We start from the raw sequence: 26,377 nt of genomic DNA, 5'->3' as shown, positions 1-26,377 counted from the left end.
ACACATCAAACCATACCGTCATGAACACCAACACACCCGAAGTTTCCGCCATCGACCGCCCCGTACTCGTGCCGCCCGGCGGCCATAAAAAAGTCCTGCTCCATTCGTGCTGCGCACCGTGCAGCGGCGAAGTGATGGAAGCCATGCTCGCCAGCGGCATCGACTACACCATCTATTTCTACAATCCCAACATCCATCCGCTCAAAGAATACCTGCTGCGCAAGGAGGAAAACCTGCGCTTTGCCGAAAAATTCGGTATCCCCTTCGTCGATAAAGACGACGACTACGAAAACGACCGCAAAGAATGGTTTGCCAAAGCCAAAGGCATGGAGTTTGAACCCGAACGCGGCATCCGCTGCACCATGTGCTTTGACATGCGTTTTGAAAAAGCTGCCCAATACGCCCACGAACACGGCTTTCCCGTGTTTACCAGCTCGCTGGGCATCTCGCGCTGGAAAAACATGGCGCAAATCAACGACTGCGGCCGCCGCGCCGCCGCGCCGTATGAGGGCTTGGTTTACTGGGATTTCAACTGGCGCAAAGGCGGCGGCAGCGCGCGCATGATCGAAATCAGCAAACGCGAACATTTCTACCAGCAGGAATACTGCGGCTGCGCCTACTCGCTGCGCGATTCCAACGCCCACCGCAAATCGCAGGGGCGCATCCCCATCAAACTGGGCGTGCTGTATTACGGCGACCCCGCCACCGAATACGAAAAACGCTGAATCCGCCGCTTGGGCAGGAGGCCGTCTGAAAACCCGTAACACAGTTTTCAGACGGCCTTATTGCCGTTTAGGCAGGATGTGCCGCCTAAGCGGCGCACGCGTTTTGGGATGGACAACGGATTTTCCCGCCGTAGTTTTTGGGGCGGATTTGCAAACCAAAAAGGCCGTCTGAAAACCGCGCAAACGGATTTTCAGACGGCCTTTTTCCGGCATTTCGGACGCGGGCTTTATTTCGCGCCCAACAGCTCTTCCAGTTCGCCCGCTTCGTACATTTCCTGCAAAATGTCCGCGCCGCCGATAAATTCGCCGTTGACATAAAGCTGCGGGATGGTCGGCCAATTGCTGTATTCCTTGATGCCCTGGCGCACTTCCGGGTTTTCCAGCACATTGACGGTAACATATTGCGCGCCCACCGCGTTCAGAAGCTGCACGGCGCGGGAAGAGAAGCCGCATTGCGGAAACTGCTTGGTGCCTTTCATAAACAGCACGACGGGATGCTCGGCCAGCACTTCTTTAATCTGCTCTTGGATGCTCATTTGGGTTCCTTGAAAAAAATCGTTGGCAAAAACCGCGCCATTATACGCCGCCTTTTTACGAATTTGAAACGAATGTTTCGGCAAACGCACATACGGGCTAAAATGCCGCCTTTCCCGCAAACGCGCCCGCGCCGAACCATGATAGAACTCAAAAACATTACCCTGCAACGCGGCAGCAAGCTGCTGCTCGAGCGTGCCGGCCTGACCGTTGCCCCCGGCCGGCGCATCGGACTGATCGGCAGCAACGGCAGCGGCAAATCCAGCCTGTTTGCCCTGATAAAAGGCGAAATCGCCCAAGACGGCGGCGACATTTCCCTGCCGCCGCATTGGAAAACCGCCTCGGTTGCGCAGGAAACCCCGGCACTCGACATTTCCGCCTTGGATTACGTTTTGCAGGGCGACAGGGAATTGCAGCTTTTTCAGACGGCCTTAGCGCAGGCGCAGGCGCAAAACGACGGCATGAAACAAGCCGAATGTCATGCGCGGCTGGAAGAAATCGGAGCCTACACCGCCCCCGCCCGCGCGGCCAAGCTGCTGGACGGGCTGGGATTTTCGCAGGAAGAACACGGCCGCAGCGTCAAATCTTTTTCCGGCGGCTGGCGGATGCGCCTCAATCTGGCGCAGGCACTCATGTGCCGTGCCGACCTGCTGCTGCTCGACGAGCCCACCAACCACCTGGATTTGGAAACCGTGCTGTGGCTGGAAAACCATCTGACAGGCCTGCCCTGCACCCAAATCATCATCTCCCACGACCGCGACTTCCTCAACGCCGCCACCACGCAAACCGTCGAACTGTCCGGCCGCAAGCTCACACTCTACGGCGGCAATTACGACTTCTACCAGGCCGAACGCGCCCGCCGTCTGGCGCAGCAGCAGGCCGCCTACCTCAAACAGCAGGCACAAATCAAACACCTGCAATCCTTTATCGACCGCTTCAAAGCCAAAGCCACCAAAGCCGTTCAGGCGCAAAGCCGCATGAAGGCCCTGGACAAACTCGAACGCATCGCCCCTGCCCATTTCGACAGCGGCTTCTCGTTTGAATTTGATCCGCCCGCCCACCTGCCCAACCCCCTGCTCAAACTCGACCATGCCGATCTCGGCTACGGCGGCGGCACCGTCCTGCACGACATCAGCCTGTCGCTCGAAAGCGGCGCGCGCTACGGCCTGTTGGGCGTAAACGGCAGCGGCAAATCCACCTTTGTCAAAACGCTGGCGGGCAGTCTTCCCGTGCAGGCGGGCCACATCGTCCGTGCCGAAAAACTCAACATCGGCTATTTCGCCCAACACCAGCTCGACACCCTGCGCGGCGACCAAAGCCCGCTGTGGCACATCCGCACGCTTTCGCCCGAAGCCAAAGAACAAGACATCCGCAACTTCCTCGGCGGCTTCAACTTCACCGGCGATGCCGCCCTGCAAAACACCGGGCCCTTTTCCGGCGGAGAAAAGGCACGGCTGGCATTGGCCATGATCGTTTGGCAGAAACCCAACCTGCTTCTGCTCGACGAGCCGACCAACCACCTTGATTTGGCCATGCGCCACGCCCTCACGCTGGCCTTGCAGAGCTTTCAGGGCGCACTCATCGTCGTATCCCACGACCGCAGCCTGCTCGAAGCCACCACCGACAGCTTCCTGCTGATCGAAAAAGGCCGTCTGAAACCGTTTGACGGCGATTTGAACGACTACCGCCGCTACCGCCTGGCACAAGAAAACGCCGCCGCCGCGCCCGCCGCCTCCGCCACAGGCCAAAACCGCAAAGACAGCAAACGCATCGAAGCGCAAATCCGTCAGGAAAAAGCCAAACGCGGCAAACCGATACGGCAGAAAATCGAACGTGTGGAAAAAGAAATGGCCGAACTGGGCGAAATTCAGACGGCCTGTGAAGCATTTTTGGCACAAGAGCAGGCCTATTGCGAAGAAAATAAAGCCAAATTGCAGCAAACACTTACCCAACTGGCAGAAACCAAAGTAAAATTAGGACAAATGGAAGAAAACTGGCTGGGCTGGCAGGAAGAACTCGAAAGCATCCTGCGCGACACCGAAACCGAACTTAGGGGTTAACATTATGAAAATCAAATATAAAAAAACGCAACCGCTCGTGTTTGCCGTGCTTGCCGCCGCCGCATTCTCCGACGCGGCCGCAGCGAAGGTTTACGAATGCACCATCGGCGGCGTAACCGTCTACACTTCGCGCCCGTCGGCAAGCTGCCGCACGCCCGACCTGCCCAAAATCGGTAAATATACCAGCCTGCCGACCCCGCGCAGCTACACCCCATCCGCCGCCACATCTCCCGCCGCCCCCCGCGCCGGCGGCAGCATGAAAGCCTCCGCCCCCGTGCGCAACGCCCCGCCGCTGCAAACCGCCGAACTCAACCTGCCCAAGCCTTCCGGCAACAGCGGCCGCCGCAGCATCTTGGAACAGGAGCTGGCCAACGAACGCCAGGCACTCAATTCCGCACAAAACGAATTGAGCGTTGCCCGCGCCCAGAAAAACCAAAACCGCGCCAGCCAGCTTACCGCCAGCATCCAAGACCGCCAGCAGAATATCCAGGCCTTGCAGCGCGAATTGAGCAGAATGTAAACCGTTTTTCAGACGGCCTCGTCCGCTCTATCCGCACTGTCCGAAAAATCCCGCGCTGCCCGCGCTTCCGCACCGGTTTTCCGCCTTTGTCCGCCGGCAGGAACCGCCGTCGAATCCGCATTTTCCTGTTGTCCGCAAACCGCGTGAGGCCGTCTGAAAACGGCAAACGGCTTTACTGCCGCCCAAGCCCGTTTGCCGTTTTCAGACGGCCTGTATCATCCCGCCGCTTCCACCGTTTTCCTTCCCTTCCGAATACACCATGGCCAACCAACGACTCATCTACGGCTTCCACGCCGTCAATGCCCGCCTGTGGCAGAATCCCAAATCGATTACCGAGCTTTATGTTCAGAAAGAAAAATCCGACGCGCGTACCCGCGAAGTGTTGGAAAAGGCCGCCGCCGAAAACGTGCGCGTGCATTTTGCCGATGCCGACCGCTTGAACACGATAGCCAAAGGCGCACGTCATCAGGGTGTAGCCGGTTTTATCGACGCATCGAAAAACCATGTCCATCTGGAAGACGTGCTCGACAATTTGCGCGAGCCGCCCCTGCTGCTGGTACTCGACGGCATTACCGACCCGCACAATCTCGGTGCGTGCCTGCGTACCGCCGACGCGATGGGCGTACACGCCGTGATTGCGCCCAAAGACAAGAGTGCGGGGCTGAACGCCACGGTCAGCAAGGTTGCCTGCGGCGCGGCCGAAACCGTGCCGTATATCACGGTAACCAACCTCGCCCGCACCCTGCGCGAACTGAAAGAATACGGCATCTGGATTGTCGGCACGGATATGGGTGGCGAATCCGACCTGTACCACACCGATTTGCCCGACAGCGTGGCGTGGGTGATGGGTAACGAAGGCGAAGGGATGCGCCGCCTCACGCGCGAACATTGCGATATGCTGGTGGCGATACCGATGTTCGGCACGGTCGGCAGCATGAACGTGTCGGTCAGCGCGGGCATGGTTTTGAGCGAAACGCGCAGGCAGAAGGTGTTGAAAGCAGGGCAGTAGCCGCGCAGGACAAGCAAAGGCCGTCTGAAAAACAGTTTTCAGACGGCCTTTGCAATCGTGCGCCGGCGGAATCAGGCGTGTTCCAAGCCGAAGGTTTTGTGCAGGACGCGGGTGGCCAGCTCCATGTATTTTTCGTCAATCAGCACCGACACTTTGATTTCGGAGGTGGAAATCATCTGGATGTTGATGCCTTCTTCGGCCAGGGCGCGGAACATTTGTGCGGCCACGCCCGCGTGCGAGCGCATACCCACGCCGACGATGGACACTTTGCATACGGTGTCGTCGCCGTTTACTTCGGCCGCGCCGAGGTCGGATTTGAGGCCGTTCATCAGGCCGAGGGTTTGTTTGTAGTCGCCGCGCGGCACGGTGAAGGAGAAATCGGTGGTGCCTTGTGCGCCGACGTTTTGGATGATCATGTCCACTTCGATATTGGCTTCGGCGACGCAGCCGAGGATGTGGTAGGCGATGCCGGGTTTGTCGGATACGCCGCGCACATTGATGCGGGCTTGGTTTTTGTCGAATGCGATGCCTTTTACAACCGCTTTTTCCATGTTTTCGTCCTCTTCAAAGGTAATCAGGGTGCCTTCGCCGCCTTCGGTCAGGCTGCTCAATACGCGCAGGCGCACTTTGTATTTGCCGGCAAACTCCACCGAGCGGATTTGCAGGACTTTCGAGCCCAGGCTCGCCAGTTCGAGCATTTCTTCAAACGAGATGGTGCTCATGCGCCGCGCTTCGGGCACGACGCGCGGGTCGGTGGTGTATACGCCGTCCACGTCGGTGTAGATCTGGCATTCGTCGGCGTGGAGCGCGGCAGCCAGGGCGACGGCGGAAGTGTCCGAGCCGCCGCGTCCGAGGGTGGAAATGTCGCCCCCTGCGGTAACGCCTTGGAAACCGGCCACAATAACCACGCGGCCTTCTTTCAGATCGGCACGCATTTTGTCCGCATCGATGTGGTCGATACGGGCTTTGGTGTGCGCGTCGTCGGTTTGCACGGCCACCTGCCAGCCGGTGTAGCTTTTGGCGGGGAGGCCGATGTTTTTCAAGGCCATTGCCAAAAGGCCGATGGTTACCTGCTCGCCGGTGGCAAGGACGACATCCAGCTCGCGCGGGTCGGGAAACTCCTGCATTTCGTGTGCCAGAGCCACCAGACGGTTGGTTTCGCCGCTCATCGCGGACACCACCACCACCACGTCATGGCCTTCGGCGCGGGCTTGGGCGACACGTTTGGCGACGTTTTTGATGCGTTCGGGCGAACCCACCGAAGTGCCGCCGTATTTCTGTACGATTAGTGCCATTTTCGTGCTTTCTGTTTGAACAATGCGAAAGGCGGCATTATTGCCATTTTTCGCCGCGCCGACAAGGAATTTGGCGGCTGCGCGGTTTGCTGCGTAAAATCGCGTTCCCGATTCGCCAAACATAAGGAGCAGCAACATGAAAAAAATCCTCGCCGCCATTCTGCTGGCATCTTTCGGCATAGCCTTTGCCGCGCCCTACCTGCAGCACAATGTGAAGCAGAGCGTACTGGCCGGCCAGCGTTTCAACGGCCCTGCCGCCGACAAAATCTTCAACGATCTGGCCGGACACGCGGGCAATTATCCCGTGCGTTTCGACAATGCCGCCGACCAAAAACGCGCCGCACGCGATGCGGGCGAGCTTTTGAATATATTCCGCGCCCTGATTGAAACCGACATCGTCAAGCCCTCGGACGGCAACTACCTTCCCATGCTGCACCACACCGCGCGGCTGGCCTGGATTGCCCACAATCTCGACGTGCAGGGCGCGGCGCAAACCGCCGACGGCTACTACCGCAAACTGCTGTCGGTGCAGCCCCAAGCGCAGCGGGCGCAGACGCTGGGCGAATACGGCAGCTTTCTCGCCTCTGCCAACCAGCCCGACGCGGCTTTGCGCATGTTGCGGCAGGCAGTGGACGGCGGCAACGCCGCATCGCGCAAAACGCTTGCCGCCGTGCTGCTGACCAAAGGTCAGAAAGAGCAGGCCTTGCGCGAAATCCGCGCCTATGTGAAGCAGTATCCGCAGGACGGAGAGGCAAAACGGATGCTTGAAGCGGTGCAGTCCGGCCGCGTGGAAGTGAAAAGAGTGCCGATGGGCGGTTAAGACGGCCTGCTGCCGTTCATTCAGACAGGGATGCCGCTCCGGCGCACGCGGTTTTTGGTCGGGGATTGTCTTTCAGCCGCAATCCGAAAATGCGTGCGCCAGACACATATATAGCGTATAGCGGAACAAAATAAAAAATCTGCTGCCTTGCCGTATCCGTACCTTCTGTGGTTTTCGGCTTTGTCTCTTTCTGAAAACCTGTTCCTACCACCCGAGTAGGGTGTGTCGCCCCAGCGACGCACGCGTCTCCTCCATCCTCGATAAAAAGGCCGTCTGAAAATCTGCCGTACAGCATTTCAGACGGCCTTAGCGTCCGCGCAGGGTGCGGCTCTGCCACGCACGCGTCTGCCGCAAGTTCCACAACAGGCAATCCGACATCTACCCACCCCCTCCCTTGCTCCCGCGCGGGGGAGAGGCGGGGACGGGGACGGGTTTCCCGAACCGCTTTTCCGCTGCAAGCACCGGAACACCGCCAGTGCAGCCGAAGCGGCAGCTTCCCCCACCCTAATCCTCCCCCGTATGTACATGTACAGAGCGGGAGAGGGAAGCAGGCCGTCTGAAAACCAATCTCCGCCCTCTGCATGGGATAACAGTTCTGCACGTCCCCGTTTGCCGCAAGTTCGGGAACAACCGTCAAACCTTTGGCCGTGTGCGCCGCTCTGGCGACACACCCTACCTGACGGTTTGCTGTTTTTTCATGCCGATTCCCGCGTTAGGGTGTCGCTCTGCCATGCACGCGGTTTTGCGGATTGGTCGGAGATGTTGCCTGTAAAACAAAGAACGCGTGCGCCGCTTTGGGGCGGCACGCCCTACATCATGCAAACCGCGCAGGGTGTCGCACAGCGACGCACGCGTTCTCCCAAACTTCGTCCCCAAAACTTTTCCCAAACTTCCCAAACTCCGACAAAAGGCCGTCTGAAAACTGCAAAACGGTTTTCGACGGCCTTTGACCGGCATGGTGGTGTGCGGGTGCTGCTTGGGCGGTGTATCTTGTTTGGCGGACGGCTTGCGTATGGAGGCCGTCTGAAAAACGGGTGCTACGCTTTTTGGGCGTTTTCCAGCATTTCGGCGGCGTGGCGGCGGGTGGTGTCGGTGATGGTTTCGCCGCCGAGCATTCGGGCGATTTCGCCGGTGCGGCTGTCGCCGTCGAGGACGCGGATGCTGCTGAGGGTTTGCGTGCCGTCGCTGTTTTTGCTGACCTGCCAGTGGTTGCGGCCGCAGGCGGCGACTTGGGGCAGGTGGGTTACGGCGAGTACCTGGCGTTGTTGGCCGAGGGCGGCGAGGGCGCGGCCGACGGTTTCGGCCACGCCGCCGCCGATGCCGGTGTCCACTTCGTCGAAAATGAGGGTGGGGATGGCGGTGTGGCGGCTGGCGGCCACTTGCAGGGATAGGCTGATGCGGGCGAGTTCGCCTCCGGAGGCGACTTTGTCCAGGGGGCGCAGGGGGCTGCCTTGGTTGGCGGATACTTGGTACTGCACTTGTTCGAGGCCGTGGGCGGAGGGTGGGGCGGCTTGGAGGGCTACGGCAAACTCCGCGCCTTTCATGGCGAGTTTCTGCATATAGGCGGTGGTTTCTTCACCGAGGCGGGCGGCGGCTTGGCGGCGGTGTGCGGAGAGCTGTTCGGCGGTCTGCATATAGGCTTGTTCGCATTTTTGCACGGCAGCTTCGAGTGCTTCTGTGTCGGCGGCGGCTTCGAGGCGGCCGAGTGCGTCGGCGGTTTCGGCGAGTTTGGCGGGCAGCTCCTGCGGCTCGATGCGGTATTTGCGGGCGGCGGACATGAGTTCGCCCATGCGTTCTTCTTTGGCGGCCAGCTCGGCGGGGTCGAGTTCGGTGCGGTAGGCGACGCTGCGCACGGCGGCGGCGGCTTCTTCCAGTTCGGCTTCGACGCTGGTGAGGAGCTCTACGCTTTCGGCGAAGCGGGGTTCGAGGTGGCTGAGGCTTTCGAGGGTTTTGCGGCAGCGGTAAACGTGGTATTGCAGGCCTTGTTCGCCGTTGATGGTTTCTTCGGCTTCCTGCGCGGCGCGGATGAGTTCGGCGGCGTGGGCGAGGCTGTCGTGGCTTCGGCTGAGGCTTTCCCATTCTCCGGGAAGGGGGGCGAGGCGGTCGAGTTCGCCGGCCTGCCATTCGAGGCGTTCGCGTTCGGTTTGCAGCTGTTCGCCTTCTTCGCGGGCGGTGCGCAGGGCTTCGAGGGCGGCTTGGCGGCTGCGGTAGGCGGTTTTGACTTCGGCGGCAAGCTCCGTGCAGCCGGCGTATGCGTCGAGCAGTTCGCGTTGGACGGCTTCGCGGTTGAGCGACTGGTGGGCGTGTTGGCCGTGGATGTCAATCAGGCGGCTGCCTATGCTTTTGAGTTGGGCGAGGGTGGCGGCCTGGCCGTTGATGTAGCTGCGGCTTTTGCCTTTGGCATCGATGATGCGGCGGATGGTGAGTTCGGCCGCGTTTTCTTCGATGAGGCCTTGCGCGGCGAGGTCGCTTTGCAGATCGGGCAGGCCGGAGAGGTCGAACAGGGCGGACAGGCGGGCTTCTTTCGCGCCGCTGCGCACTTGGGCGTAGTCGGCCTTGTCGCCCAGGAGCAGGCCGATTGCGTCGAGGGTGATGGATTTGCCCGCGCCGGTTTCGCCGGTGAGTACGGTGAAGCCGGGTTGGAAGTCGAGGTCGAGGTGGTCGACGATGACGAAGTCGTCCAGTGTGAGTGCCAGCAGCATGGTTGTCCTCCGGTTAAGGCCGTCTGAAAAAGGGCGGATTATATAGCCGCCGACGGGGAAACGGCAGGGGGCGGGTGAAGCGGGGGAGGTGTTTGAGCCGTGTTTTGCCGCGCTGCGGCGGGGCGGGTAAAAAAGGCCGTCTGAAAACAGGGTTTGGCAAAACTGTGTTTTCAGACGGCCTCCAAGCGTGGTGTGTTTGTGCGCAGCGGATGCCTTATGCTTTTTCCGGCGGCAGCGGCACTTTGTGCTGCACGGCATACACGGCGGCCTGGACGCGGCTGGTCAGCTCGAGTTTGCGCAGGATGTTCTGCACATAGACTTTGACGGTGGACTCGGCCAAATCGAGGCTGCGGGCGATGATTTTGTTGCTGTGGCCGGCGGCGAGGTAGCCGAGCACTTCGAGTTCGCGGGCGGTGAGTTCTTCGAGGCGGTTGTCCTGCGCGGGTTTGGCGGGGCGGATGAGCGACTGCACCATGCTGGCCATCATTTCGGGCGAGAAGACGTTGTTGCCTTCGGCGGCGTTGCGGATGGATTCGGTCAGGAAGTCGGCGTTGATGTTTTTGAGCAGAAAGCCGTGCGCACCCAGCCTCATGCATTCGAGCAGGTCGTCGCTGTCTTCGGACACGGTCAGCATGACGACGCACTGGTGCGGGCGGACGCTGAGGATTTGGGCGAGGGTTTCGCGGCCGTTCATCACGGGCATATCCAAGTCCAAAAGCACCACGTCCGGCTCGGTCTGGCGCACGGTTTTGATGCCGGAGAGGCCGTCTGCGGCTTCGCCGACGATTTCAAAGCCGCTCTGGCGGGCGAGCAGGGCTTTGATGCCGCTGCGGAAGAGGGTGTGGTCGTCGATGAGGACGATGCGGATGTTTTGGTTTTCGGTGTTCATGCGGGGTGTCTTTCTTGGGCGGGCAGAATCAGGCGGATGCGGGTCTGCCCGGGTTGGGAGGCGAGGTTCAGTTGCGCACGGATGCGGGCGGCACGCTCTTTCATGATGTTGAGGCCGACGTGGTTGCCGGAGAGCTTTTCGAGGTGTTCGGCATCGAAGCCGATGCCGTTGTCGGTAATGGTCATCACGAAGTCGCGGCCGTTGTCGATTTCGATGTCCACGCGGGCGGCGCGGGCGTGTTTGCGGATGTTGGACAGGCTTTCCTGCAAAATGAAAATACATTGGAGCTGCTGGTCGCTGGAAAGGGGCATCCCCTGGTCCTGCGTCCAGACGATATGGGCTTCGGTGCCGGTTTGGCGGCGGAAGCGGGCAACCACTTCGTCGGCTGCTTCGGCAAAATCGCGGCGGCCGATTTTGGTGCGGAAATTCAACAGCAGTTCGCGCACATCGTCGTAGCATTCCTGTACGCCGCTTTTGATGAATTGCAGGTTTTCGCCGGCCAGCTCGCTGCTGCCCGAGTCCAGCGCGCTTTCGAGCATCTGTACCTGCAAATTCAGAAAGGCTAGGGTTTGGGCGATGCTGTCGTGCAGCCCCTGGGCAATCAGGTTGCGCTCCTGCAACACGGCAAGCTGGCGGCTTTCCTCGCCCAGACGGCTGTTGGTAACGACCACGCCGAACTGGCTGCACAAAAGCTCCAAAAGCTCGCCCACGGTGCCGCCGATTTCCTGGGTATGGCGGTAGTAGAGGGTGGCGATGCCGATGTCCTGCTCCTTGTAGCGGATGGGCAGCACGCGCAGGTCTGCAAAGCCGTGGCGGCGGCATTCGTAGTCGTATTGCGGGCCGAGGTCGGCGGCTTTGGGGCGCGTGTCGTAAAAACGGATGGCACGCGCTTCGTTGTTCTGCACCGCCGCGCCGCAGAAGCAGTCGCCGATTTTCGAGCAGGCTTCGGACTGTTGCAGGGATTGGGGCAGGCTGATCTGCGCGGCCAAGTCCATGCGCTGCCGCTTCGGGTCGGTGAGGCGTACGCTGCCCGCATCGGCTTCGGCGATTTTCATCAGCCGCTCCAAAAACACTTCCGAAGCCTCCGTCGCGCTCTGCGGCTTGCCCAGCACCGAGGAAAACGCATAAAGCGTGCCGAGGATGAAGTTTTTGCGTTCCAAATCCTGCGTTTTTTCCGCCACCTGCTGCTCCAGGCTGCCGTACAGCTCGGACAGCCGCGCACTCATCTGGTTGAAGCCGCTGTTTACTTCGGCAAATTCCGACGAACCCGCCGCCTGCATCTGCACGCCGAAGTCGCCGTCGCGCACCGCCTGAACGCCGCTCAAAAGCTCTTGCAGCGGCGCGATAATCCAAATCCGCGTCAGCCACACCATCACCGCCGAACTGACCAGCACCAGCGCGAGCAGTGCGCTTTGGAAGATGCGCAGCCAGGTAATGTAGGCCGCGCTGGTGCGCTCCACCGCCGCCACGGTGTCGTCGACGGTGTGGAGAAAGCTGTCCAGTTGCGCCGAGCCGATTTTGCGTCCCGCCGAGGCGGCTTGGAAAACCGGCTTGATTTCCTGCCGCCACTGCGTCTCCAAAGCGGCCATCCGCGCCATGACCTGCGGATTGTCCGGCAGCGACAGCGGCCGCTGCGGATCGCCGCGCCGCACGGCGGCCAACACTTCGTCAAACTGCCCGATCCGCGCGTCGATTTCCGGCTGCGGCACGGCTTCCTCCGCCAAAAGTGCCAGCCGGTAGCTTTGGAAACGCAGGCTGCCCAAATCGTTGATCGCCGCCGCATTGCCTTCCAGCCACAGCGAAAGATAAAGCGTGAACACAATCGAGGCGACGGACACGGCAATCCACAACAGGGTGAAGAATTTGAGGCGGAAGGTAAGGCTTTGGAAGCGGTTCATGGCAGTTCGGCGGCGGTAACGGAGGTCGATATGGGGCGGATATTTTCGGCGGTTTCGCCTTTTTTTAAAAGTCTGTTTCTGCGGATTTACTGCTTTGCCGTTTTCAGACAGCCGAAAAGAAAACAGGGTAAGTCGTTAAAACCTTACCCTGTTTTATCTGAACCGGCTGTTGGCGGAAACGGTGGGATTCGAACCCACGAAGGACTTGCGCCCTTAGCGGATTTCGAGTCCGCTGCATTCAGCCTCTCTGCCACGTTTCCTGTATTACGGCGCATTTGAAAGTGCAAGAGTGGCGGAAGCGGTGAGATTCGAACTCACGGAGGGCTATCAACCCTCGACGGTTTTCAAGACCGTTGCATTAAACCGCTCTGCCACGCTTCCGTTTCTTGAAGCCGCGCATAATATCCGAGCGTTTTGGGTTTGGCAAGAGCGCGCCGGCCTTATTTTCGTGCCGCCCGCATGAAGACCCATTCGTTTTCCGTGGAGGCGGCGTCGTTGTAGGCGTAGCCTTCGCTGTCGAAGTGTTTGAGCTGTTCGGGGACGGCGGCGCGGTGTTCGGCGGCATAGCGCACCATCAGGCCGCGCGCGCGCTTGGCGTGGAAGCTGATGGTTTTATACACGCCGTTTTTTTCGTCTTTGAAGACGGGTGTGATGATGCGGGCGGGCAGTTTTTCCGGCTGCACGGCTTTGAAGTATTCCTGCGAGGCAAGATTGACGATGGTGTCGGCCTGTTGTTCGCGCAGGGTGTCGGCGAGCAGGGCGGTGATGCGTGCGCCCCAGTATTCGTAAAGGTTTCTGCCGCGACGGTTGGCAAAGGGGATGCCCATTTCCAGGCGGTAGGCTTGGATGAGGTCGAGCGGGCGCAGCAGGCCGTAGAGGCCGGAGAGGATGCGCAGGTGTTGTTGCAGATAGGCAAGGCCGTCGGTGCCGATGCTGGGGGCATCGAGTCCGCCGTATACGTCGCCGTTGAAGAGGAAGACGGCCTGTTTGGCGTTTTCAGGGGTAAACGGTGTGTGCCAGGCGGCGTTGCGTTCGGCGTTGAGGAGGGCGATTTTGTCGGAAACGTGCATGAGCGCGGCGATTTGCTGCGGAGCCAGTTGCCTGACTTCGTCCATAAGCTCTGCGGCTTCCGGTAGCAGGGCGGGCAGGGTGTGTCCGCAGACGGGTGCGGGATCTTTTTCGTTGAGGTTTTTGGCGGGTGAGATAAGCAGGAGCATGGTGTCGGCCGGATGGTGGAATGGGACGGATGTGTTTTTCAGACGGCCTCTAATCTTGCAAAAAGGCCGTCTGAAAACGGCGGATCAGGTTTTCGGCAGGGTTACGCCGGTTTGCCCCATGTATTTGCCGCTGCGGTCTTTGTAGGAGGTTTCGCAGATTTCGTCGCTTTCGAAAAACAATACCTGCGCCACGCCTTCGCCCGCGTAGATTTTGGCGGGCAGCGGGGTGGTGTTGGAAAATTCGAGGGTAACGTAGCCTTCCCATTCAGGCTCGAACGGGGTTACGTTGACGATGATGCCGCAGCGGGCGTAGGTGGATTTGCCCAGGCACACGGTCAGCACGTTGCGCGGGATGCGGAAGTATTCGACGGTGCGGGCGAGGGCGAAGGAGTTGGGGGGGATGATGCAGCACTCGTCTTCCACTGTTACGAAGTTTTTCGGGTCGAAGTTTTTCGGATCGACGATGGTGCTGTTGATGTTAGTGAATATTTTGAATTCGTTGGCACAGCGGATGTCGTAGCCGTAGCTGGATGTGCCGTAGGAGATGATTTTTTTGCCGTCGGTTTCTTTGATTTGGCGCGGCTCGAAGGGTTCGATCATGCCGTGCTGTTCGCTCATGCGGCGGATCCATTTGTCGGATTTGATGCTCATGGGGAGTCCTGTTTTGCGGTTCGGTGGCGTTTTCAGACGGCCTGCAATGGTATAGAGGCCGTCTGAAAAATCATTTTTTCGGTTTGGCGGTGAGTTTTACGTCTTTCATGATGCCTTTGTCGAAACGGACATCGAAAAGCTGTTGTCCGTTTTCAAATATTTTGTGGCGGCCGGAGGCGCGGTTGTTCTGGAAGCCGCCTTCGACGGTCATGCCTTTGAAATACGCGCTGTATACGCCGAAGGGTTCGAGGAAGATGTCGCCGCGCTGTGTTACCGTAAAACGGCCTTTGCCGTTGAATTTTCCGTTTTTGAACGCGCCTTCGTAGCGGTTGCCGTTGGCGCACGTCCACACGCCCTGTCCTTCGGGGAGATTGTCCGCACCGACTGCGCCTTCATAGGCGCAGCCTTGCCCGCCGTAGGAAGGCAGAGAGGCCGCGTGGGCGGGTAGGGCGGTGAGGGCGGTCAGCAGCAGAAGTATGTTTTTCAACATTTTTGTCCTTTTCTGTCTTCAATATTCCGTACTGTTTCCGGCAAGTCGGATGAAAAGCAAATCTATTGTTTCCGGATAAGGTTTTCTTTGTTTCCTATGTTTTCAGACGGCCTCAAACATATTTTGAGGCCGTCTGAAAAATCAGTCCTGCCAGCCGCCCAAGTGTGCGGCCAGTTCTGCAATCATGGTGCTGAGGGCTTCGGTCATCAGGATTTGCGAAGCGAAAGTCAGGCTTTCGGCATCGTCGCCGTGGCTTTCCGCCTCTTCCTGCAACACATCGAGGTATTGGATGCGTTTGAGCGTAAAATCCTGCGTTAAAACAAAGGCAATCCGCTCGCGCCATACCAGGCCGAGCTGGGTAACGGTTTTGCCGTTTCTGACGTGCTGCACCACTTCGTCGGCGGTCAGATCCTGTTTCGACACTTTAACCACCGGCACAATATCGCCCGCGCCTTTGAGTTCGCAGTCGCAGTCCAGTTTGAAACCGCCGGCGCAATGCCCGTCGAGCAGCCAGGCCGTCATCAGGCTGGATGGCGACTGTTTGGTATGCGGCAGCGACGCTTCCAAGCCGCCCAAGGCTTCGCGCAGCTTGGTCAGCATATTTTCGGCCTTGGCCGGCGATGCGCTGTTTACCAGCAAAAAACCGTGCCGCGTATCGAAAACAGCCTGCACGCGGCTGCTGCGGGTAAAGGCGCGCGGCAGCAGGTCGTCGGTAATCTGTTCTTTCAGCTCCTGCTTTTCCTTGCGGCCGACATTGCGCGCCTCGTTGTTTTGGATTTCCTCCACTTTTTCGTCCAAAACATCGCGTATCACGGCGGCGGGCAGCACTTTTTCCTCTTTTTTCAAGGCCACGCGCCAAGTGTAGTCGGCAGGAAAAACCGGTTCGGGCGAAAACGGAACGGCAGGTGCGAAGCCTTCGCTGAACCGGTCCAGCCCCTGGCAGCGGGCAAATGCCGCTGCGCCGAGTTTGTCGGAAAGCGTTTCCGGATCGGGCAGTTTTTCTTTATCAAGCGGGTAAAAACTGATTTGCTTAAACCACATGGCTGGTTCCTTTTGTCAAACCGCCGCATTATACAGTATGCCCCCGCCCGTGGCAGGCCGTCTGAAATCCGCCCGCCGCCCCCGCGCTTGACGTAAAACCCCCCCTTCCGTATAGTGCGCGTCTTCCCGCAACGCGCCCATCGTCTAGAGGCCTAGGACACTGCCCTTTCACGGCGGCAACCGGGGTTCGAATCCCCGTGGGCGTGCCAGTTTTGAAAAAAAGACTTTCCGAAAATCTATACGGAAAGTCTTTTTTGTTTATTAAATTCAACTTGTTAAGCGTTTTTCGTTTGTGTCGCCGCTGTTTGAAACCTTTGCAAAAGCCTTCTTTCTATCATGCCTGCACAGGCGGGAATTTTGTTGCGTTGTTTTTACAATAATTTCAAAGTATCCAAGGAGGTTCCCGCCTGCGCGGGAATGACGGGTTTCGGACAGGTACGGGTTTCGGACAGGTACGGGTTTCGGGCAGATTAGGGGTTTGGCAAAGGTTTCGGCCGGCCGGAAAGTCATCGAAACGGAAAACAGCCCGATTGCTTGTCGGGCTGTTTTTGCGTGCGGTTTATTGCTGGGCGGCGGGCTGGCCGTTGCGGTAGAGCTGGTGGCGCAGGATTTTGCCGTCGGGGGAGTAGACGGTGAGTGTGCCGTCTTGCGGGTGTGCGTCGGCGGAAAACAGGGCTTGGCGGGTAAGCACCATCGGGTCGGTGCGTTTTGCGCCGCCGTCTTCGTAGAAGTCCTGCACCAGGTATTCGCTGTCGCTGCGTTTGCCGAGAAGCTGGCGGTAGCTGCCGCCTTTGGCGGGGCTGTCGGTGGCTTGGCCGTCGGCGGCGAAACGGACGACGACGGTTTGTTCTTTGGCGGTGTCGGGGATGTCGGCATCGGACGGGGTTTTTTTGCCGCCGACGGGGATGCTGACGGATGTGCCTAAGCCGAGATGGCGGCCGAAGCCGCCGATGCCGAGGTTGACGGAGGAGCCGGAACAGGCGGTGAGCGTGATGGCGGCGAGGGAGAGAAGTAGGATGTTTTTCATGTGCTTGCTCCTTGCGGTTGGAAATGCGGACAGTATAGCGGAAACGGTGGTAAACGGTATGGAAATCATTTTTTCAGACGGCCTCTGGCTGCTGTGAAACGGGTTTGCCGGATATTTTGCCGGTGGTCGGCTGCGGATGGGAAAGGCCGTCTGAAAAACCTTGTCGGGCTTTTCAGACGGCCTGTTGCCGTTTGTTGCGGCTTACTCTTGGAAACGGAGTTCTGCCGCGCGTGCGTGGGCGGTGAGGCTTTCGCCGTGTGCCAGCAGGCTGGCGGTTTGTCCCAGTTTGCGTGCGCCTGTTGCGGAAACTTGGATCAGGCTGGATCGTTTTTGAAAATCGTAGGTGCCCAGCGGGGAGGAGAAGCGGGCGGTGCGGCTGGTGGGCAGGACGTGGTTGGGGCCTGCGCAATAGTCGCCGAGGCTTTCGCTGGTGTAGCGTCCCATGAAGATTGCGCCTGCGTGGCGGATTTTTTCCGCCCAATGCTGCGGGTTTTCTACCGAAAGCTCCAAATGCTCCGGCGCGATGTGGTTGGCGATGGCGCAGGCTTCGTCCAAATCTTTGGCCAGTATCATTGCGCCACGGCTGTTTAAAGAGGCTTCGATGATGGCGCGGCGCGGCATGGTGTCTATCAGGCGGTTCATGGCGGTTTGAACGTCGTCGAGATATTGCTGTGTGGTGCCGATTAGGATGGCCTGGGCTATTTCGTCGTGTTCGGCCTGGCTGAACAAGTCCATTGCCACCCAGTCGGCGGGTGTGCTGCCGTCGGCAATGACGAGGATTTCGGAGGGGCCGGCCACCATGTCGATGCCGACTACGCCGAATACGCGGCGTTTGGCGGCAGCGACAAAGGCGTTGCCGGGGCCGGTGATTTTATCGACCTGCGGGATGCTTTCGGTGCCGTAGGCCAGCGCGGCTACGGCCTGTGCGCCGCCGACGGTAAAGGCGCGGTGTACGCCGGCAACGTAGGCGGCGGCCAGTACGATGTCGTTGCGTTCTCCTTTCGGTGTGGGGACAACCATGATGATTTCGCCTACGCCGGCCACGTGCGCGGGCATGGCGTTCATGATGACGGAGCTGGGGTAGGCGGCTTTGCCGCCGGGGACGTAAATGCCGACGCGGTCGAGCGGGGTGATTTGTTGGCCGAGCAGGGTGCCGTCTTCGTCGGTGTAGCTCCACGATTCCGTTTTTTGGCGGCGGTGGTAGCTTTTTACGCGCTCGGCGGCGGTTTGCAGGGCGGTTTGGATGTCGTGCGGCAGGCGGTGGAAGGCGGCTTGCAGATCGTTTTGCGCCAGCGTCAGGTCGGCCATGCTTTGTGCGGCTGTGCCGTCGAAGCGGTTGGTGTATTCGATGAGTGCGGTATCGCCGCGCTGCCGTACGTCGGCGCAGATGTCGGCCACGATGCGTTCGGTTTCGGGGTTTTGCGCGGTTTCAAACGCCAGCAGGGCGTTGAGTTCGGAAGGGAAAGTGGGGGATTGGGTGTCGAGTTTTTTCATGGCTGGGTTCCGTGGGCAGATGTGGTTTTGGTTTTGGCGGAAACGTTTTCAGACGGCCTTTTGGGAGGTGGAGGCCGTCTGAAAATAGTGTTTGTACGGCGGGAATCGGGCTGCTTTATACCATTTGGCGGAGGGTGCGGACAACGGGGCAGGGTGGGGAAAAAGGCTGAGGCCGTCTGAAAACGGGTTTTCAGACGGCCTCAGACAGGCGTGGCCGGCAAACCGTTTGCGGCTTCGGTTTGGATGTATTGCCGAAAAGTTCCCAGCAGGGCAGGGCGCGCGCGTGTCGTCGGAGCGAGACACCCGACATCGGTTCCGACATGGCGGGGATGGCAAACAGGCCGTCTGAAAAGGAGTTTTCAGACGGCCTGTTTTTGTGCGCCAGTGTTACTGCGGGGAGGCGACGTTTTTTACTTCGGTGTTGAAGCCGATTTTTTTGATTTTGGCTTCTTTGGCCATGTCGATGGCCTGGATGACCGTACCGTAATCTACGTCTTTGGATGCGTCCACCGCCAGGATGACTTCGGGATTGTCGGCAACCGCTTGGGCAAACGCGGAAGAGAGGTTTTCTTTCGCTATGGGCGTGTCGGTGCGGTTGATGAAGTATTGGCCGCTTTCGTCTATGCTCAGCCACATCGGATCTTTGGGCTTGGTTTCTTCTTGCGCTCCGGCAGTTTCCGAGGCGGTGGGAAGCTGGATCTGGATGGAGTGGGTCAGCACGGGCATGGTAATCATGAAGACGATAAGCAGCACGAGTATCACGTCCACCAGCGGGGTTACGTTGATGTCGCTTACCGGTGCGTCATCGCCGCCTTCGTTCATGGAAAAAGACATGGCTTATTCTCCGTTTTTATTGAGGATTTGCGCGTGCAGGTCGTGGCCGAAGGCGTTCAGATCCTGCAACAGGGTTTTGTTGCCGCGCACGAGGAAGTTGTAGGCCAGCACGGCGGGAATGGCGGCAAACAGGCCGACGGCGGTGGCAATCAGGGCTTCGCCGATGGGGCCGGCCACGGCGGCAATGCTGACCTGGCCGCTTTGGCCGATGTTGAGCAGGGCTTTGTGGATGCCCCATACCGTGCCGAACAGGCCGATAAAGGGCGCACTCGAGCCGATGGAGGCGAGGGCGGTCAGGCCGCCGTCGAAGCGGCGCATGATTTGGCCGATGTTGTATTGGATTTGGCGCATCAGGTAGGGGCCGAAGGGTACGCCGGAAGCGAGGTTGGCATCTTTGTTGCGGTGGAAGATTTCGTCGGTTTTCACGGCATCCAGCAGTATGTCGCTCATCGGCGATTCGTGTTCTCGGGCGATTTTTACTGCTTCGTCAAGGGATTTCGCGCTCCAAATCAGGTCTTTGACGCGGGCGTTGCCTGCTTTGGCGCGGCGCAGCTTGATGGCGCGGACGATCATCACCGTCCATGTGGCCATACTCATGATGATGAGGATGATGAAGGCGGTGATGAGGACGAAATCGCCTTGTTCGAAAACGTGTAATAAATTCATGTTGTCATGCTTCCTTGGTTGTTGATTTGAAAAATTTCTGTTTCAGGCCGTCTGAAAACTGCGCTGTTTTTGCAGACGGCCCGATGGCGGGATTCAGTTCAGCTCGAAAACGATTTTCGCGCTCTTGAAGCGTACCCATTTGCCGTTGGTTTGGTAGTGTCCGCTTCTTGCGCCGCGTTCGGCGGCTTTGTCGAGGCGCGGATAGCCGCTGCGTTTGACGACTTTTACCTCGGTTACGCGGCCGCTCGGGTCTACCAGCAAATCCATTACGACCGTACCTTCTTCGTCGTGTTCCAACGACATGGGCGGGTATTCGGGTGTGGCGAGACGGCCGCCTGCTTTGACAATGGCGTTGCCGGCACTGCTGCCCGCACCGTCGCCGCCGCCCGATCCGCCGCCGCTGCCCGGGCCTTTGCCCGATCCGCTGCCGTTGCCTTCGCCTGTGCCGTCGCCGCCGCCTTTGCCGCCGCCTGTGCCCGTGCTGCCGGGTTTGCCGTGGGCTTTGGGGTCGGTGCCGCGGCCTTCTCCGCTGCCGGTGCCGCCGGGGGCGGTAAACTCGGGTTTTTTCTCCGGCTGCGGTGCGGGAGCTGCGGGTTTGGGTTCGGCTTTAGGTTCGGGCTTGGGCTCGGGTTTCGGTTCCGGCTTGGGTTCGGGTTTGGGCTTGGGTTTCTCTTCTTTCGGAACGAGAATGTCGGCTTTTTTGTCGCGTGTGATCACGGGCTTGAGCTTGGGTTTTTCCGGCTCTTTCACCACGGGCTTGGGTTTTTCCACAGGCTTGGGCGGTTCGGGTTTTTCCGGCTCGGGCTTGGGCGGCTCGGCTTGGGCGGGTTCGGGCGCAGGAGCGGCTTCGGGTTCGCCGCCGCCTCCTCCGCCGGGTTCGCCGAACGCGCTCAGATCGACAAACTCCATTTCCTCCACAGGAGGCGGAGGGGAGGTGGTAAGCATCATGAGCAGGGCAAACAACACCGCGTGCATCAGTGCGACAAATCCGAGTACGGAAAAGGTGAGCAGGCTATCGTTTTTCATAGGGGCGGCATACTAATTAAAACTATTCTTTCTTGCAAGCTATTTTTTAATTTATTGTTTTTATTTGTTTGATAGTATCAATGCAGGATAAAAAATGTTAGGGGGATTGTTTGGGCGGGGCGGGGTAAGAAGCGGTGCGGCAGGCCGGATTCCACGGCTGCCGACGGTTTGTTTGTCCGAATATATTGCCGGAAGCGGCCGGTATGGCCGGTATCGGTTTGGCCTGCTGCGATATGGTGTCCGGATCTATCCGCAAATAAAGAAAGGCCGTCTGAAAACCGTAATTGCGGTTTTCAGACGGCCTGCCGGTATGTGCTGTTTACTCGGCGGGTTTGACCAGGCGGTAGTAGATTTCGCCTTGTGCGATGTAGCCCAAGTCGGTGCGGGCGATTTCTTCGATGGCATCGCTGCCGCTTTGCAGGTCGGCCACTTCGGCGGCCAGGGCGTTGTTGCGCAGTTGCAGGATTTGGTTGGATGCCACGCGGGTACGTACCCGTTGCTCCATCTGCGCGACATCTTCATAACTGCCTTTGCCCACCCAAAGTTTGTACTGGAAATGTCCCAGTGCGGCCAGCAGTACCAGCGTTGTCCACTTCATGGCGGGGTTTAGCGGCCGAGTTGGTAGAACGCGGCTTTGCCGGGGTAGAAGGCCGCTTCGCCCAATTCTTCTTCGATGCGCAGGAGTTGGTTGTATTTGGCCATGCGGTCGGAGCGGGAAAGGGAGCCGGTTTTGATTTGCATACAGTTGGTGGCAACGGCGAGATCGGCAATGGTGGAATCTTCGGTTTCGCCGGAGCGGTGGCTCATGATGCTGGTGTAGCGGCTGCGTTTGGCCAGCTCGACGGCTTTGAGGGTTTCGCTCAGGGTGCCGATTTGGTTCACTTTTACCAAAAGGGCGTTGGCGATGCCGTCTTTGATGCCTTCGGCAAGGATTTGCGGATTGGTAACGAACAGGTCGTCGCCGACGAGCTGGACTTTGCCGCCGAGTTTGGCGGTAAGCAGCTTCCAGCCTTCGCGGTCGTTTTCGTCCATGCCGTCTTCGATGGAGACGATGGGGTATTTTTCGGCCAGGCGGGCGAGATAGTCGGCAAATTCGGCTCCGGTTAGGGAGAGTTTTTCGGCGGAGAGGTGGTATTTGCCGTCTTTGTAGAATTCGCTGGACGCGCAGTCGAGCGCGAAGAGTACGTCTTCGCCGGTTTTGTAGCCTGCGGCTTCTACGGCTTCCTGCATCAGTTGCAGTGCTTCCTCGTGGCTGTTCAGGTTGGGGGCGAAGCCGCCTTCGTCGCCGACGGTGGTGGGATAGCCTTTTTTGTCGCACAGCTTTTTCAGGGCGTGGAACACTTCCGCGCCGCAGCGCAGGGCTTCGCGGAAGGTGGGCGCACCGACGGGCATAATCATAAATTCTTGAATATCCAAGCTGTTGTTGGCGTGTGCGCCTCCGTTGATGACGTTCATCATCGGTACGGGCATGGCCAGCGGGCCTGCGCCGCCGAGGTAGCGGTAGAGCGGCAGGCCGGCATCTTCGGCGGCGGCGCGGGCGACGGCCATCGATACGGCGAGTGTGGCGTTTGCACCGAGGTTGCCTTTGTTGTCGGTGCCGTCAAGTTCGATCATGATTTTGTCGATGTAGGACTGCTCGGATGCGTCAATGCCGATGAGGGCTTGGGCGATTTCGTTGTTGACGTGGGCAACGGCTTTGAGTACGCCTTTGCCCAAGTAGCGGGAGGGGTCGCCGTCGCGCAGCTCCAAGGCTTCTTTCTGGCCGGTGGACGCGCCGCTGGGTACGGCTGCGCGTCCCATTACGCCGCTTTCCAGCAAAACGTCGCATTCGACGGTGGGGTTGCCGCGCGAGTCGAGGATTTCTCGGGCGAAGATGTCGATGATGGCACTCATGGGTTTGCTCCTGAAATAATGGGTTTGGAGGGAAGTTTCAGACGGCCTGCCGCACTTGGCGGGACGGCAGGCGCAAAGGGTGGGATTATACCTGCACAGGCCGTCTGAAAAACGCAAAATCGGCTTTTCAGACGGCCTTTTGCCGAAATTCGGAGAACACGTGTGCCGCTGGGGCGACACACCCTACGCGGGTGGCTGGAACGGGCTTGCTGCGGGCAGCAGCCTGCGCAGAATCAGGTGGGGTGTGCCGCCAAAGCGGCGCACGCGCTCTTTGTCGTTTGCAGGCCGTCTGAAATCCGCGATGCTGTTTTGCTTTGCCGCAACCGTATTTTCAGACGGCCTTTCTGCCGCTCAGGCCGGGTGTTTCTTCAGCCGTCCGTGCAGTTCCTGCACGCTGTACACGCCCATGTCGTTGAGGCTCTTCACGCCTTCGCTCATGGCTTCGCCGCCGGCGACGGTGGTGTATTGCGGCACGCGCTGGGTGAGCGAAGTGCGGCGGATGCTGTGGCTGTCGGCGATTTCTTGCGGGTCGCTGGCGGTGGTGTTTACCACCAGCGCGATTTCGCCGTTTTTAATCGCGTCCACAATATGCGGGCGGCCTTCGGGCACTTTGTTTACCGTCTGCACCACCACGCCGTGTTCTTGCAGATAGGCCGCCGTGCCGCGTGTGGCGCACACGCCGTAGCCTAAGGTTTGGAAGTTTTTGGCCGTCTGAACAATCAGCGGCTTGTCTTCTCCGCGCACGGAAATAAACACTTTGCCGGTGGCGGGCATGCGCTCGCCCGCGCCGAGTTGGGCTTTCAGGTAGGCTTCGGAGAAGGTTTCGCCCACGCCCATCACTTCGCCGGTGGAGCGCATTTCGGGGCCTAAAATCGTGTCCACGCCGGGGAATTTGATAAACGGGAACACGGCTTCTTTCACGGCGTAAAAATCGGGAACCACTTCTTTTTCAACGCCTTGCTCCTGCAAAGCGATGCCCGCCATCGCGCGTGCGCCGACTTTGGCCAGCGGCACGGACGTGGCTTTGGAAACAAACGGCACGGTGCGGCTGGCACGCGGGTTCACTTCCAACACAAACACCACGCCGTCCTGCACGGCAAACTGCACGTTCATCAGGCCGACCACGTTCAGCGCGTAGGCCATGGCTTTGGTTTGGCGGCGGATTTCGTCTTGGATTTCCGCGCCCAGCGAATACGGCGGCAGCGAGCAGCCCGAGTCGCCCGAGTGGATGCCGGCCTGCTCGACGTGCTGCATGATGCCGCCGATGACCACGTCTTTGCCGTCTGAAACGCAGTCCACGTCCACTTCGATGGCGTTGTTCAGGAAAAAGTCCAGCAGCACGGGGCTGTCTTCGGACACCTGCACGGCTTCGCGCATATAGGTTTGCAATTCGGCGGGCGAGTGGACGACCTGCATGGCGCGGCCGCCGAGTACGTATGACGGGCGCACCACCAGCGGATAGCCGATTTCTTCGGCCAGCACCAAGGCTTCTTCTTCATTGCGGGCGGTGCGGTTGGGCGGCTGGCGCAGGCCGAGGTCGTTCAGCACTTTTTGGAAGCGTTCGCGGTCTTCGGCGGCATCGATGCTGTCGGCGGATGTGCCGATGATGTTCACGCCGTTTTCCACCAGCGCGTTGGCCAGTTTCAGCGGGGTTTGGCCGCCGTAATGCACAATCACGCCCCACGGGTTTTCGGTGCGCACGATTTCCAGTACGTCTTCCAGCGTGAGCGGCTCGAAATACAGGCGGTCGCTGGTGTCGAAGTCGGTGGACACGGTTTCGGGGTTGCAGTTGACCATAATGGTTTCAAAACCCGATTCGCGCAGCGCCAGCGCGGCGTGCACGCAGCAGTAGTCGAACTCGATGCCTTGGCCGATGCGGTTGGGGCCGCCGCCGAGAATCATCACTTTTTTGTTTTCAGACGGCCGCGCTTCGCATTCTTCTTCGTAAGTGGAATAGAGGTAGGCGGTGTCGGACTGGAACTCGGCCGCACAGGTGTCCACGCGCTTGTAAACGGGGTGCAGGTTCAGCGCGTAGCGGTGTTCGCGTACGGCTTTTTCACTCACGCCGAGCAGTTGCGCGATGCGTTTGTCGGCAAAGCCTTTGCGTTTCAGGCGGCGCATGGCGGCGTAGTCCAAACCGTTCAGGCTGCCTGAAACAATGCTTTGCTCTTCTTTAACGATGTCTTCGATTTGCGCCAAAAACCACGGATCGATGGCGCAGATGTCGTGGATTTCGGCAATCGTGAAGCCCGCGCGGAATGCGTCGGCCACATAGAGAATGCGCTCGGGGCCGGGGTTGGCCAGCTCGCGGCGGATTTCGGCTTTGTCGGCGGTTTTCGGGTTGAAGCCGCACAGGCCGGTTTCCAAACCGCGCAGGGCTTTCTGCATCGATTCCTGAATCGTGCGCCCCATCGCCATCACTTCGCCCACCGATTTCATCTGCGTGGTGAGGCGGTCGTCGGCGGCGGGGAATTTTTCAAACGCGAAACGCGGGATTTTGGTAACCACATAATCGATGCTCGGCTCAAACGACGCGGGCGTGCGGCCGCCGGTGATGTCGTTGCGCAGCTCGTCCAGCGTAAAGCCCACCGCCAGCTTGGCCGCCACTTTGGCAATCGGAAAGCCCGTGGCCTTGGAAGCCAGCGCAGACGAACGGCTCACGCGCGGGTTCATCTCGATCACAATCATCTCGCCGTTGGCGGGGTTGACCGCAAACTGCACGTTCGAGCCGCCCGTGTCCACGCCGATTTCGCGCAACACCGCCAAGCTGGCGTTACGCATGATTTGGTATTCTTTGTCGGTGAGCGTCTGCGCGGGGGCAACCGTGATGCTGTCGCCCGTGTGCACGCCCATCGGGTCGAAGTTTTCAATCGAACAGATGATGATGCAGTTGTCGTTTTTGTCGCGCACCACCTCCATCTCGTATTCTTTCCAGCCCAACACCGACTGCTCAATCAGCAACTCATGCGTGGGCGAAGCGTCGAAACCGCGTTCGCAAATCGCCAGAAACTCGTCTTTGTTGTAGGCAATGCCGCCGCCCGAACCGCCCATGGTAAACGACGGGCGGATCAGCGTGGGAAAGCCCACTTCTTCCTGCGCGCGCAAGGCCTCGTTCATGGTGTGGCACACAAACGATTTGGGCGTGGAGAGGCCGATTTTCGCCATCGCCTCTTTAAAGCGGCCGCGGTCTTCGGCTTTATCAATCGCATCTTCGGTTGCGCCGATCAGTTCGACATTGTATTTGGCCAGCACGCCGTTGCGCGCCAAATCCAGCGCACAGTTGAGCGCGGTTTGGCCGCCCATGGTCGGCAGCACCGCGTCGGGACGTTCTTTGGCGATAATCTTCTCCACCGTCTGCCACATAATCGGCTCGATATAGGTAACATCGGCCATATCGGGGTCGGTCATAATCGTGGCGGGGTTGGAATTGACGAGGATGACTTTGTAGCCTTCTTCGCGCAGCGCCTTACACGCTTGCGCGCCGGAATAGTCAAATTCACAGGCTTGGCCGATCACAATCGGGCCGGCGCCGATGATGAGGATGGATTTTAGGTCGGTACGTTTGGGCATGGTGGGGTCTCTTTAA

The 26,377-nt window shown here is 59.3% G+C and carries 22 protein-coding genes and 3 tRNA genes; 6 read left to right on the top strand and 19 right to left on the bottom strand.

Translation table 11 applies throughout. From position 1 onward, the window contains the following. Positions 1-20: 20 nt before the first annotated feature. Positions 21-725 carry an epoxyqueuosine reductase QueH gene (locus tag DYE40_RS11255; RefSeq protein ID WP_115309180.1) on the top strand — a complete coding sequence of 235 codons (705 nt, stop codon included), beginning with the start codon at positions 21-23 and terminating at the stop codon, positions 723-725. Positions 726-952: 227 nt separating this feature from the next. Here DYE40_RS11255 and grxD read toward each other — a convergent pair whose 3' ends face one another. Next, positions 953-1,261 carry a Grx4 family monothiol glutaredoxin gene (gene grxD, locus DYE40_RS11250; protein ID WP_115309179.1) on the bottom strand — a complete coding sequence of 103 codons (309 nt, stop codon included), beginning with the start codon at positions 1,259-1,261 and terminating at the stop codon, positions 953-955. Between the two features lie 138 nt (positions 1,262-1,399). Between grxD and DYE40_RS11245 the strand changes: the two genes are divergently transcribed. The 3 genes from DYE40_RS11245 to rlmB all read left to right on the top strand — a co-directional run bounded on the left by DYE40_RS11245 (position 1,400) and on the right by rlmB (position 4,848). Next, positions 1,400-3,319 (top strand): ABC-F family ATP-binding cassette domain-containing protein, encoded by a 1,920-nt coding sequence (locus DYE40_RS11245; RefSeq protein WP_115309293.1) that lies wholly within the window; start codon positions 1,400-1,402, stop codon positions 3,317-3,319. A 4-nt stretch (positions 3,320-3,323) separates the two neighbouring features. After that, positions 3,324-3,839 carry a hypothetical protein gene (locus DYE40_RS11240; RefSeq protein WP_115309178.1) on the top strand — a complete coding sequence of 172 codons (516 nt, stop codon included), beginning with the start codon at positions 3,324-3,326 and terminating at the stop codon, positions 3,837-3,839. Between the two features lie 259 nt (positions 3,840-4,098). Next, positions 4,099-4,848, top strand: coding sequence for a 23S rRNA (guanosine(2251)-2'-O)-methyltransferase RlmB (gene rlmB / locus DYE40_RS11235; protein WP_115309177.1), 750 nt, complete (start codon positions 4,099-4,101; stop codon positions 4,846-4,848). Between the two features lie 71 nt (positions 4,849-4,919). Here rlmB and DYE40_RS11230 read toward each other — a convergent pair whose 3' ends face one another. Continuing rightward, on the bottom strand, positions 4,920-6,143 hold the full coding sequence (locus DYE40_RS11230; protein WP_115309292.1) for an aspartate kinase: 1,224 nt from the start codon (positions 6,141-6,143) through the stop codon (positions 4,920-4,922). A 136-nt stretch (positions 6,144-6,279) separates the two neighbouring features. Here DYE40_RS11230 and DYE40_RS11225 point away from each other — a divergent pair, with 136 nt between their 5' ends. Further along, positions 6,280-6,963: a tetratricopeptide repeat protein gene (locus tag DYE40_RS11225; protein ID WP_115309176.1), complete on the top strand. Its 684-nt coding sequence runs from the start codon at positions 6,280-6,282 to the stop codon at positions 6,961-6,963. 1,037 nt (positions 6,964-8,000) lie between these two features. On the opposite strand, the gene recN is transcribed toward DYE40_RS11225, so the two are convergent. The 9 genes from recN to DYE40_RS11180 form a co-directional block, all read right to left on the bottom strand. Then, positions 8,001-9,665, bottom strand: coding sequence for a DNA repair protein RecN (gene recN / locus DYE40_RS11220; protein WP_115309175.1), 1,665 nt, complete (start codon positions 9,663-9,665; stop codon positions 8,001-8,003). Between the two features lie 214 nt (positions 9,666-9,879). Then, positions 9,880-10,554 carry a response regulator gene (locus DYE40_RS11215; protein WP_115309174.1) on the bottom strand — a complete coding sequence of 225 codons (675 nt, stop codon included), beginning with the start codon at positions 10,552-10,554 and terminating at the stop codon, positions 9,880-9,882. Continuing rightward, complete coding sequence (locus DYE40_RS11210) at positions 10,551-12,452, bottom strand: type IV pili methyl-accepting chemotaxis transducer N-terminal domain-containing protein (RefSeq protein ID WP_115309173.1); 1,902 nt, start codon at positions 12,450-12,452, stop codon at positions 10,551-10,553. The genes DYE40_RS11215 and DYE40_RS11210 overlap by 4 nt, the downstream gene beginning before the upstream one ends. Positions 12,453-12,622: 170 nt before the next feature. Next, positions 12,623-12,712, bottom strand: a tRNA-Ser gene (locus DYE40_RS11205). A 30-nt stretch (positions 12,713-12,742) separates the two neighbouring features. Further along, positions 12,743-12,833, bottom strand: a tRNA-Ser gene (locus tag DYE40_RS11200). 59 nt (positions 12,834-12,892) lie between these two features. Further along, entirely contained in the window at positions 12,893-13,669 is a 777-nt protein-coding gene (gene yaaA / locus DYE40_RS11195; protein WP_115309172.1) for a peroxide stress protein YaaA, read from the bottom strand. 84 nt (positions 13,670-13,753) lie between these two features. Beyond that, positions 13,754-14,320, bottom strand: coding sequence for a dCTP deaminase (dcd, locus tag DYE40_RS11190; RefSeq protein WP_115309171.1), 567 nt, complete (start codon positions 14,318-14,320; stop codon positions 13,754-13,756). A 70-nt stretch (positions 14,321-14,390) separates the two neighbouring features. Then, complete coding sequence (locus tag DYE40_RS11185) at positions 14,391-14,810, bottom strand: MORN repeat-containing protein (RefSeq protein WP_115309170.1); 420 nt, start codon at positions 14,808-14,810, stop codon at positions 14,391-14,393. 141 nt (positions 14,811-14,951) lie between these two features. After that, entirely contained in the window at positions 14,952-15,851 is a 900-nt protein-coding gene (locus DYE40_RS11180) for a recombination-associated protein RdgC (RefSeq protein ID WP_115309169.1), read from the bottom strand. A gap of 133 nt (positions 15,852-15,984) precedes the next feature. On the opposite strand from DYE40_RS11180, the gene DYE40_RS11175 reads away from it, so the two are divergent. Then, positions 15,985-16,060: transfer RNA gene (locus DYE40_RS11175), tRNA-Glu, on the top strand. 350 nt (positions 16,061-16,410) lie between these two features. Here DYE40_RS11175 and DYE40_RS11170 read toward each other — a convergent pair. The 8 genes from DYE40_RS11170 to carB form a co-directional block, all read right to left on the bottom strand. After that, complete coding sequence (locus DYE40_RS11170; protein ID WP_115309168.1) at positions 16,411-16,878, bottom strand: NemA protein; 468 nt, start codon at positions 16,876-16,878, stop codon at positions 16,411-16,413. 201 nt (positions 16,879-17,079) lie between these two features. Next, entirely contained in the window at positions 17,080-18,372 is a 1,293-nt protein-coding gene (gene hisD / locus DYE40_RS11165) for a histidinol dehydrogenase (protein ID WP_115309167.1), read from the bottom strand. A gap of 387 nt (positions 18,373-18,759) precedes the next feature. After that, complete coding sequence (locus tag DYE40_RS11160; protein WP_115309166.1) at positions 18,760-19,206, bottom strand: ExbD/TolR family protein; 447 nt, start codon at positions 19,204-19,206, stop codon at positions 18,760-18,762. Positions 19,207-19,209: 3 nt separating this feature from the next. Continuing rightward, positions 19,210-19,872 (bottom strand): MotA/TolQ/ExbB proton channel family protein, encoded by a 663-nt coding sequence (locus DYE40_RS11155; protein WP_115309165.1) that lies wholly within the window; start codon positions 19,870-19,872, stop codon positions 19,210-19,212. A 93-nt stretch (positions 19,873-19,965) separates the two neighbouring features. After that, complete coding sequence (locus DYE40_RS11150; RefSeq protein ID WP_115309164.1) at positions 19,966-20,898, bottom strand: energy transducer TonB; 933 nt, start codon at positions 20,896-20,898, stop codon at positions 19,966-19,968. Between the two features lie 319 nt (positions 20,899-21,217). Next, positions 21,218-21,496, bottom strand: coding sequence for a cell division protein FtsB (ftsB, locus tag DYE40_RS11145; protein WP_115309163.1), 279 nt, complete (start codon positions 21,494-21,496; stop codon positions 21,218-21,220). Between the two features lie 8 nt (positions 21,497-21,504). Continuing rightward, the gene (eno, locus tag DYE40_RS11140) at positions 21,505-22,791 is read right to left on the bottom strand and encodes a phosphopyruvate hydratase (RefSeq protein WP_115309162.1); all 1,287 of its coding nucleotides are present in this window, start codon (positions 22,789-22,791) and stop codon (positions 21,505-21,507) included. Positions 22,792-23,142: 351 nt separating this feature from the next. Further along, positions 23,143-26,361 carry a carbamoyl-phosphate synthase large subunit gene (gene carB / locus DYE40_RS11135; RefSeq protein WP_115309161.1) on the bottom strand — a complete coding sequence of 1,073 codons (3,219 nt, stop codon included), beginning with the start codon at positions 26,359-26,361 and terminating at the stop codon, positions 23,143-23,145. Positions 26,362-26,377: the final 16 nt, after the last annotated feature.

It is taken from the genome of Kingella potus (assembly GCF_900451175.1).
Classification (GTDB): domain Bacteria; phylum Pseudomonadota; class Gammaproteobacteria; order Burkholderiales; family Neisseriaceae; genus Neisseria; species Neisseria potus.
This window is presented reverse-complemented; position numbering and strand designations above follow the sequence as displayed.

Excerpts from the sequence above, each read along its gene's own strand:
- DYE40_RS11255 (WP_115309180.1), top strand. The coding sequence starts at position 21 with ATGAACACCAACACACCCGAAGTTTCCGCCATCGACCGCCCCGTACTC.
- grxD (WP_115309179.1), bottom strand. The coding sequence starts at position 1,261 with ATGAGCATCCAAGAGCAGATTAAAGAAGTGCTGGCCGAGCATCCCGTC.
- DYE40_RS11245 (WP_115309293.1), top strand. The coding sequence starts at position 1,400 with ATGATAGAACTCAAAAACATTACCCTGCAACGCGGCAGCAAGCTGCTG.
- DYE40_RS11240 (WP_115309178.1), top strand. The coding sequence starts at position 3,324 with ATGAAAATCAAATATAAAAAAACGCAACCGCTCGTGTTTGCCGTGCTT.
- rlmB (WP_115309177.1), top strand. The coding sequence starts at position 4,099 with ATGGCCAACCAACGACTCATCTACGGCTTCCACGCCGTCAATGCCCGC.
- DYE40_RS11230 (WP_115309292.1), bottom strand. The coding sequence starts at position 6,143 with ATGGCACTAATCGTACAGAAATACGGCGGCACTTCGGTGGGTTCGCCC.
- DYE40_RS11225 (WP_115309176.1), top strand. The coding sequence starts at position 6,280 with ATGAAAAAAATCCTCGCCGCCATTCTGCTGGCATCTTTCGGCATAGCC.
- recN (WP_115309175.1), bottom strand. The coding sequence starts at position 9,665 with ATGCTGCTGGCACTCACACTGGACGACTTCGTCATCGTCGACCACCTC.
- DYE40_RS11215 (WP_115309174.1), bottom strand. The coding sequence starts at position 10,554 with ATGAACACCGAAAACCAAAACATCCGCATCGTCCTCATCGACGACCAC.
- DYE40_RS11210 (WP_115309173.1), bottom strand. The coding sequence starts at position 12,452 with ATGAACCGCTTCCAAAGCCTTACCTTCCGCCTCAAATTCTTCACCCTG.
- yaaA (WP_115309172.1), bottom strand. The coding sequence starts at position 13,669 with ATGCTCCTGCTTATCTCACCCGCCAAAAACCTCAACGAAAAAGATCCC.
- dcd (WP_115309171.1), bottom strand. The coding sequence starts at position 14,320 with ATGAGCATCAAATCCGACAAATGGATCCGCCGCATGAGCGAACAGCAC.
- DYE40_RS11185 (WP_115309170.1), bottom strand. The coding sequence starts at position 14,810 with ATGTTGAAAAACATACTTCTGCTGCTGACCGCCCTCACCGCCCTACCC.
- DYE40_RS11180 (WP_115309169.1), bottom strand. The coding sequence starts at position 15,851 with ATGTGGTTTAAGCAAATCAGTTTTTACCCGCTTGATAAAGAAAAACTG.
- DYE40_RS11170 (WP_115309168.1), bottom strand. The coding sequence starts at position 16,878 with ATGAAAAACATCCTACTTCTCTCCCTCGCCGCCATCACGCTCACCGCC.
- hisD (WP_115309167.1), bottom strand. The coding sequence starts at position 18,372 with ATGAAAAAACTCGACACCCAATCCCCCACTTTCCCTTCCGAACTCAAC.
- DYE40_RS11160 (WP_115309166.1), bottom strand. The coding sequence starts at position 19,206 with ATGTCTTTTTCCATGAACGAAGGCGGCGATGACGCACCGGTAAGCGAC.
- DYE40_RS11155 (WP_115309165.1), bottom strand. The coding sequence starts at position 19,872 with ATGAATTTATTACACGTTTTCGAACAAGGCGATTTCGTCCTCATCACC.
- DYE40_RS11150 (WP_115309164.1), bottom strand. The coding sequence starts at position 20,898 with ATGAAAAACGATAGCCTGCTCACCTTTTCCGTACTCGGATTTGTCGCA.
- ftsB (WP_115309163.1), bottom strand. The coding sequence starts at position 21,496 with ATGAAGTGGACAACGCTGGTACTGCTGGCCGCACTGGGACATTTCCAG.
- eno (WP_115309162.1), bottom strand. The coding sequence starts at position 22,791 with ATGAGTGCCATCATCGACATCTTCGCCCGAGAAATCCTCGACTCGCGC.
- carB (WP_115309161.1), bottom strand. The coding sequence starts at position 26,361 with ATGCCCAAACGTACCGACCTAAAATCCATCCTCATCATCGGCGCCGGC.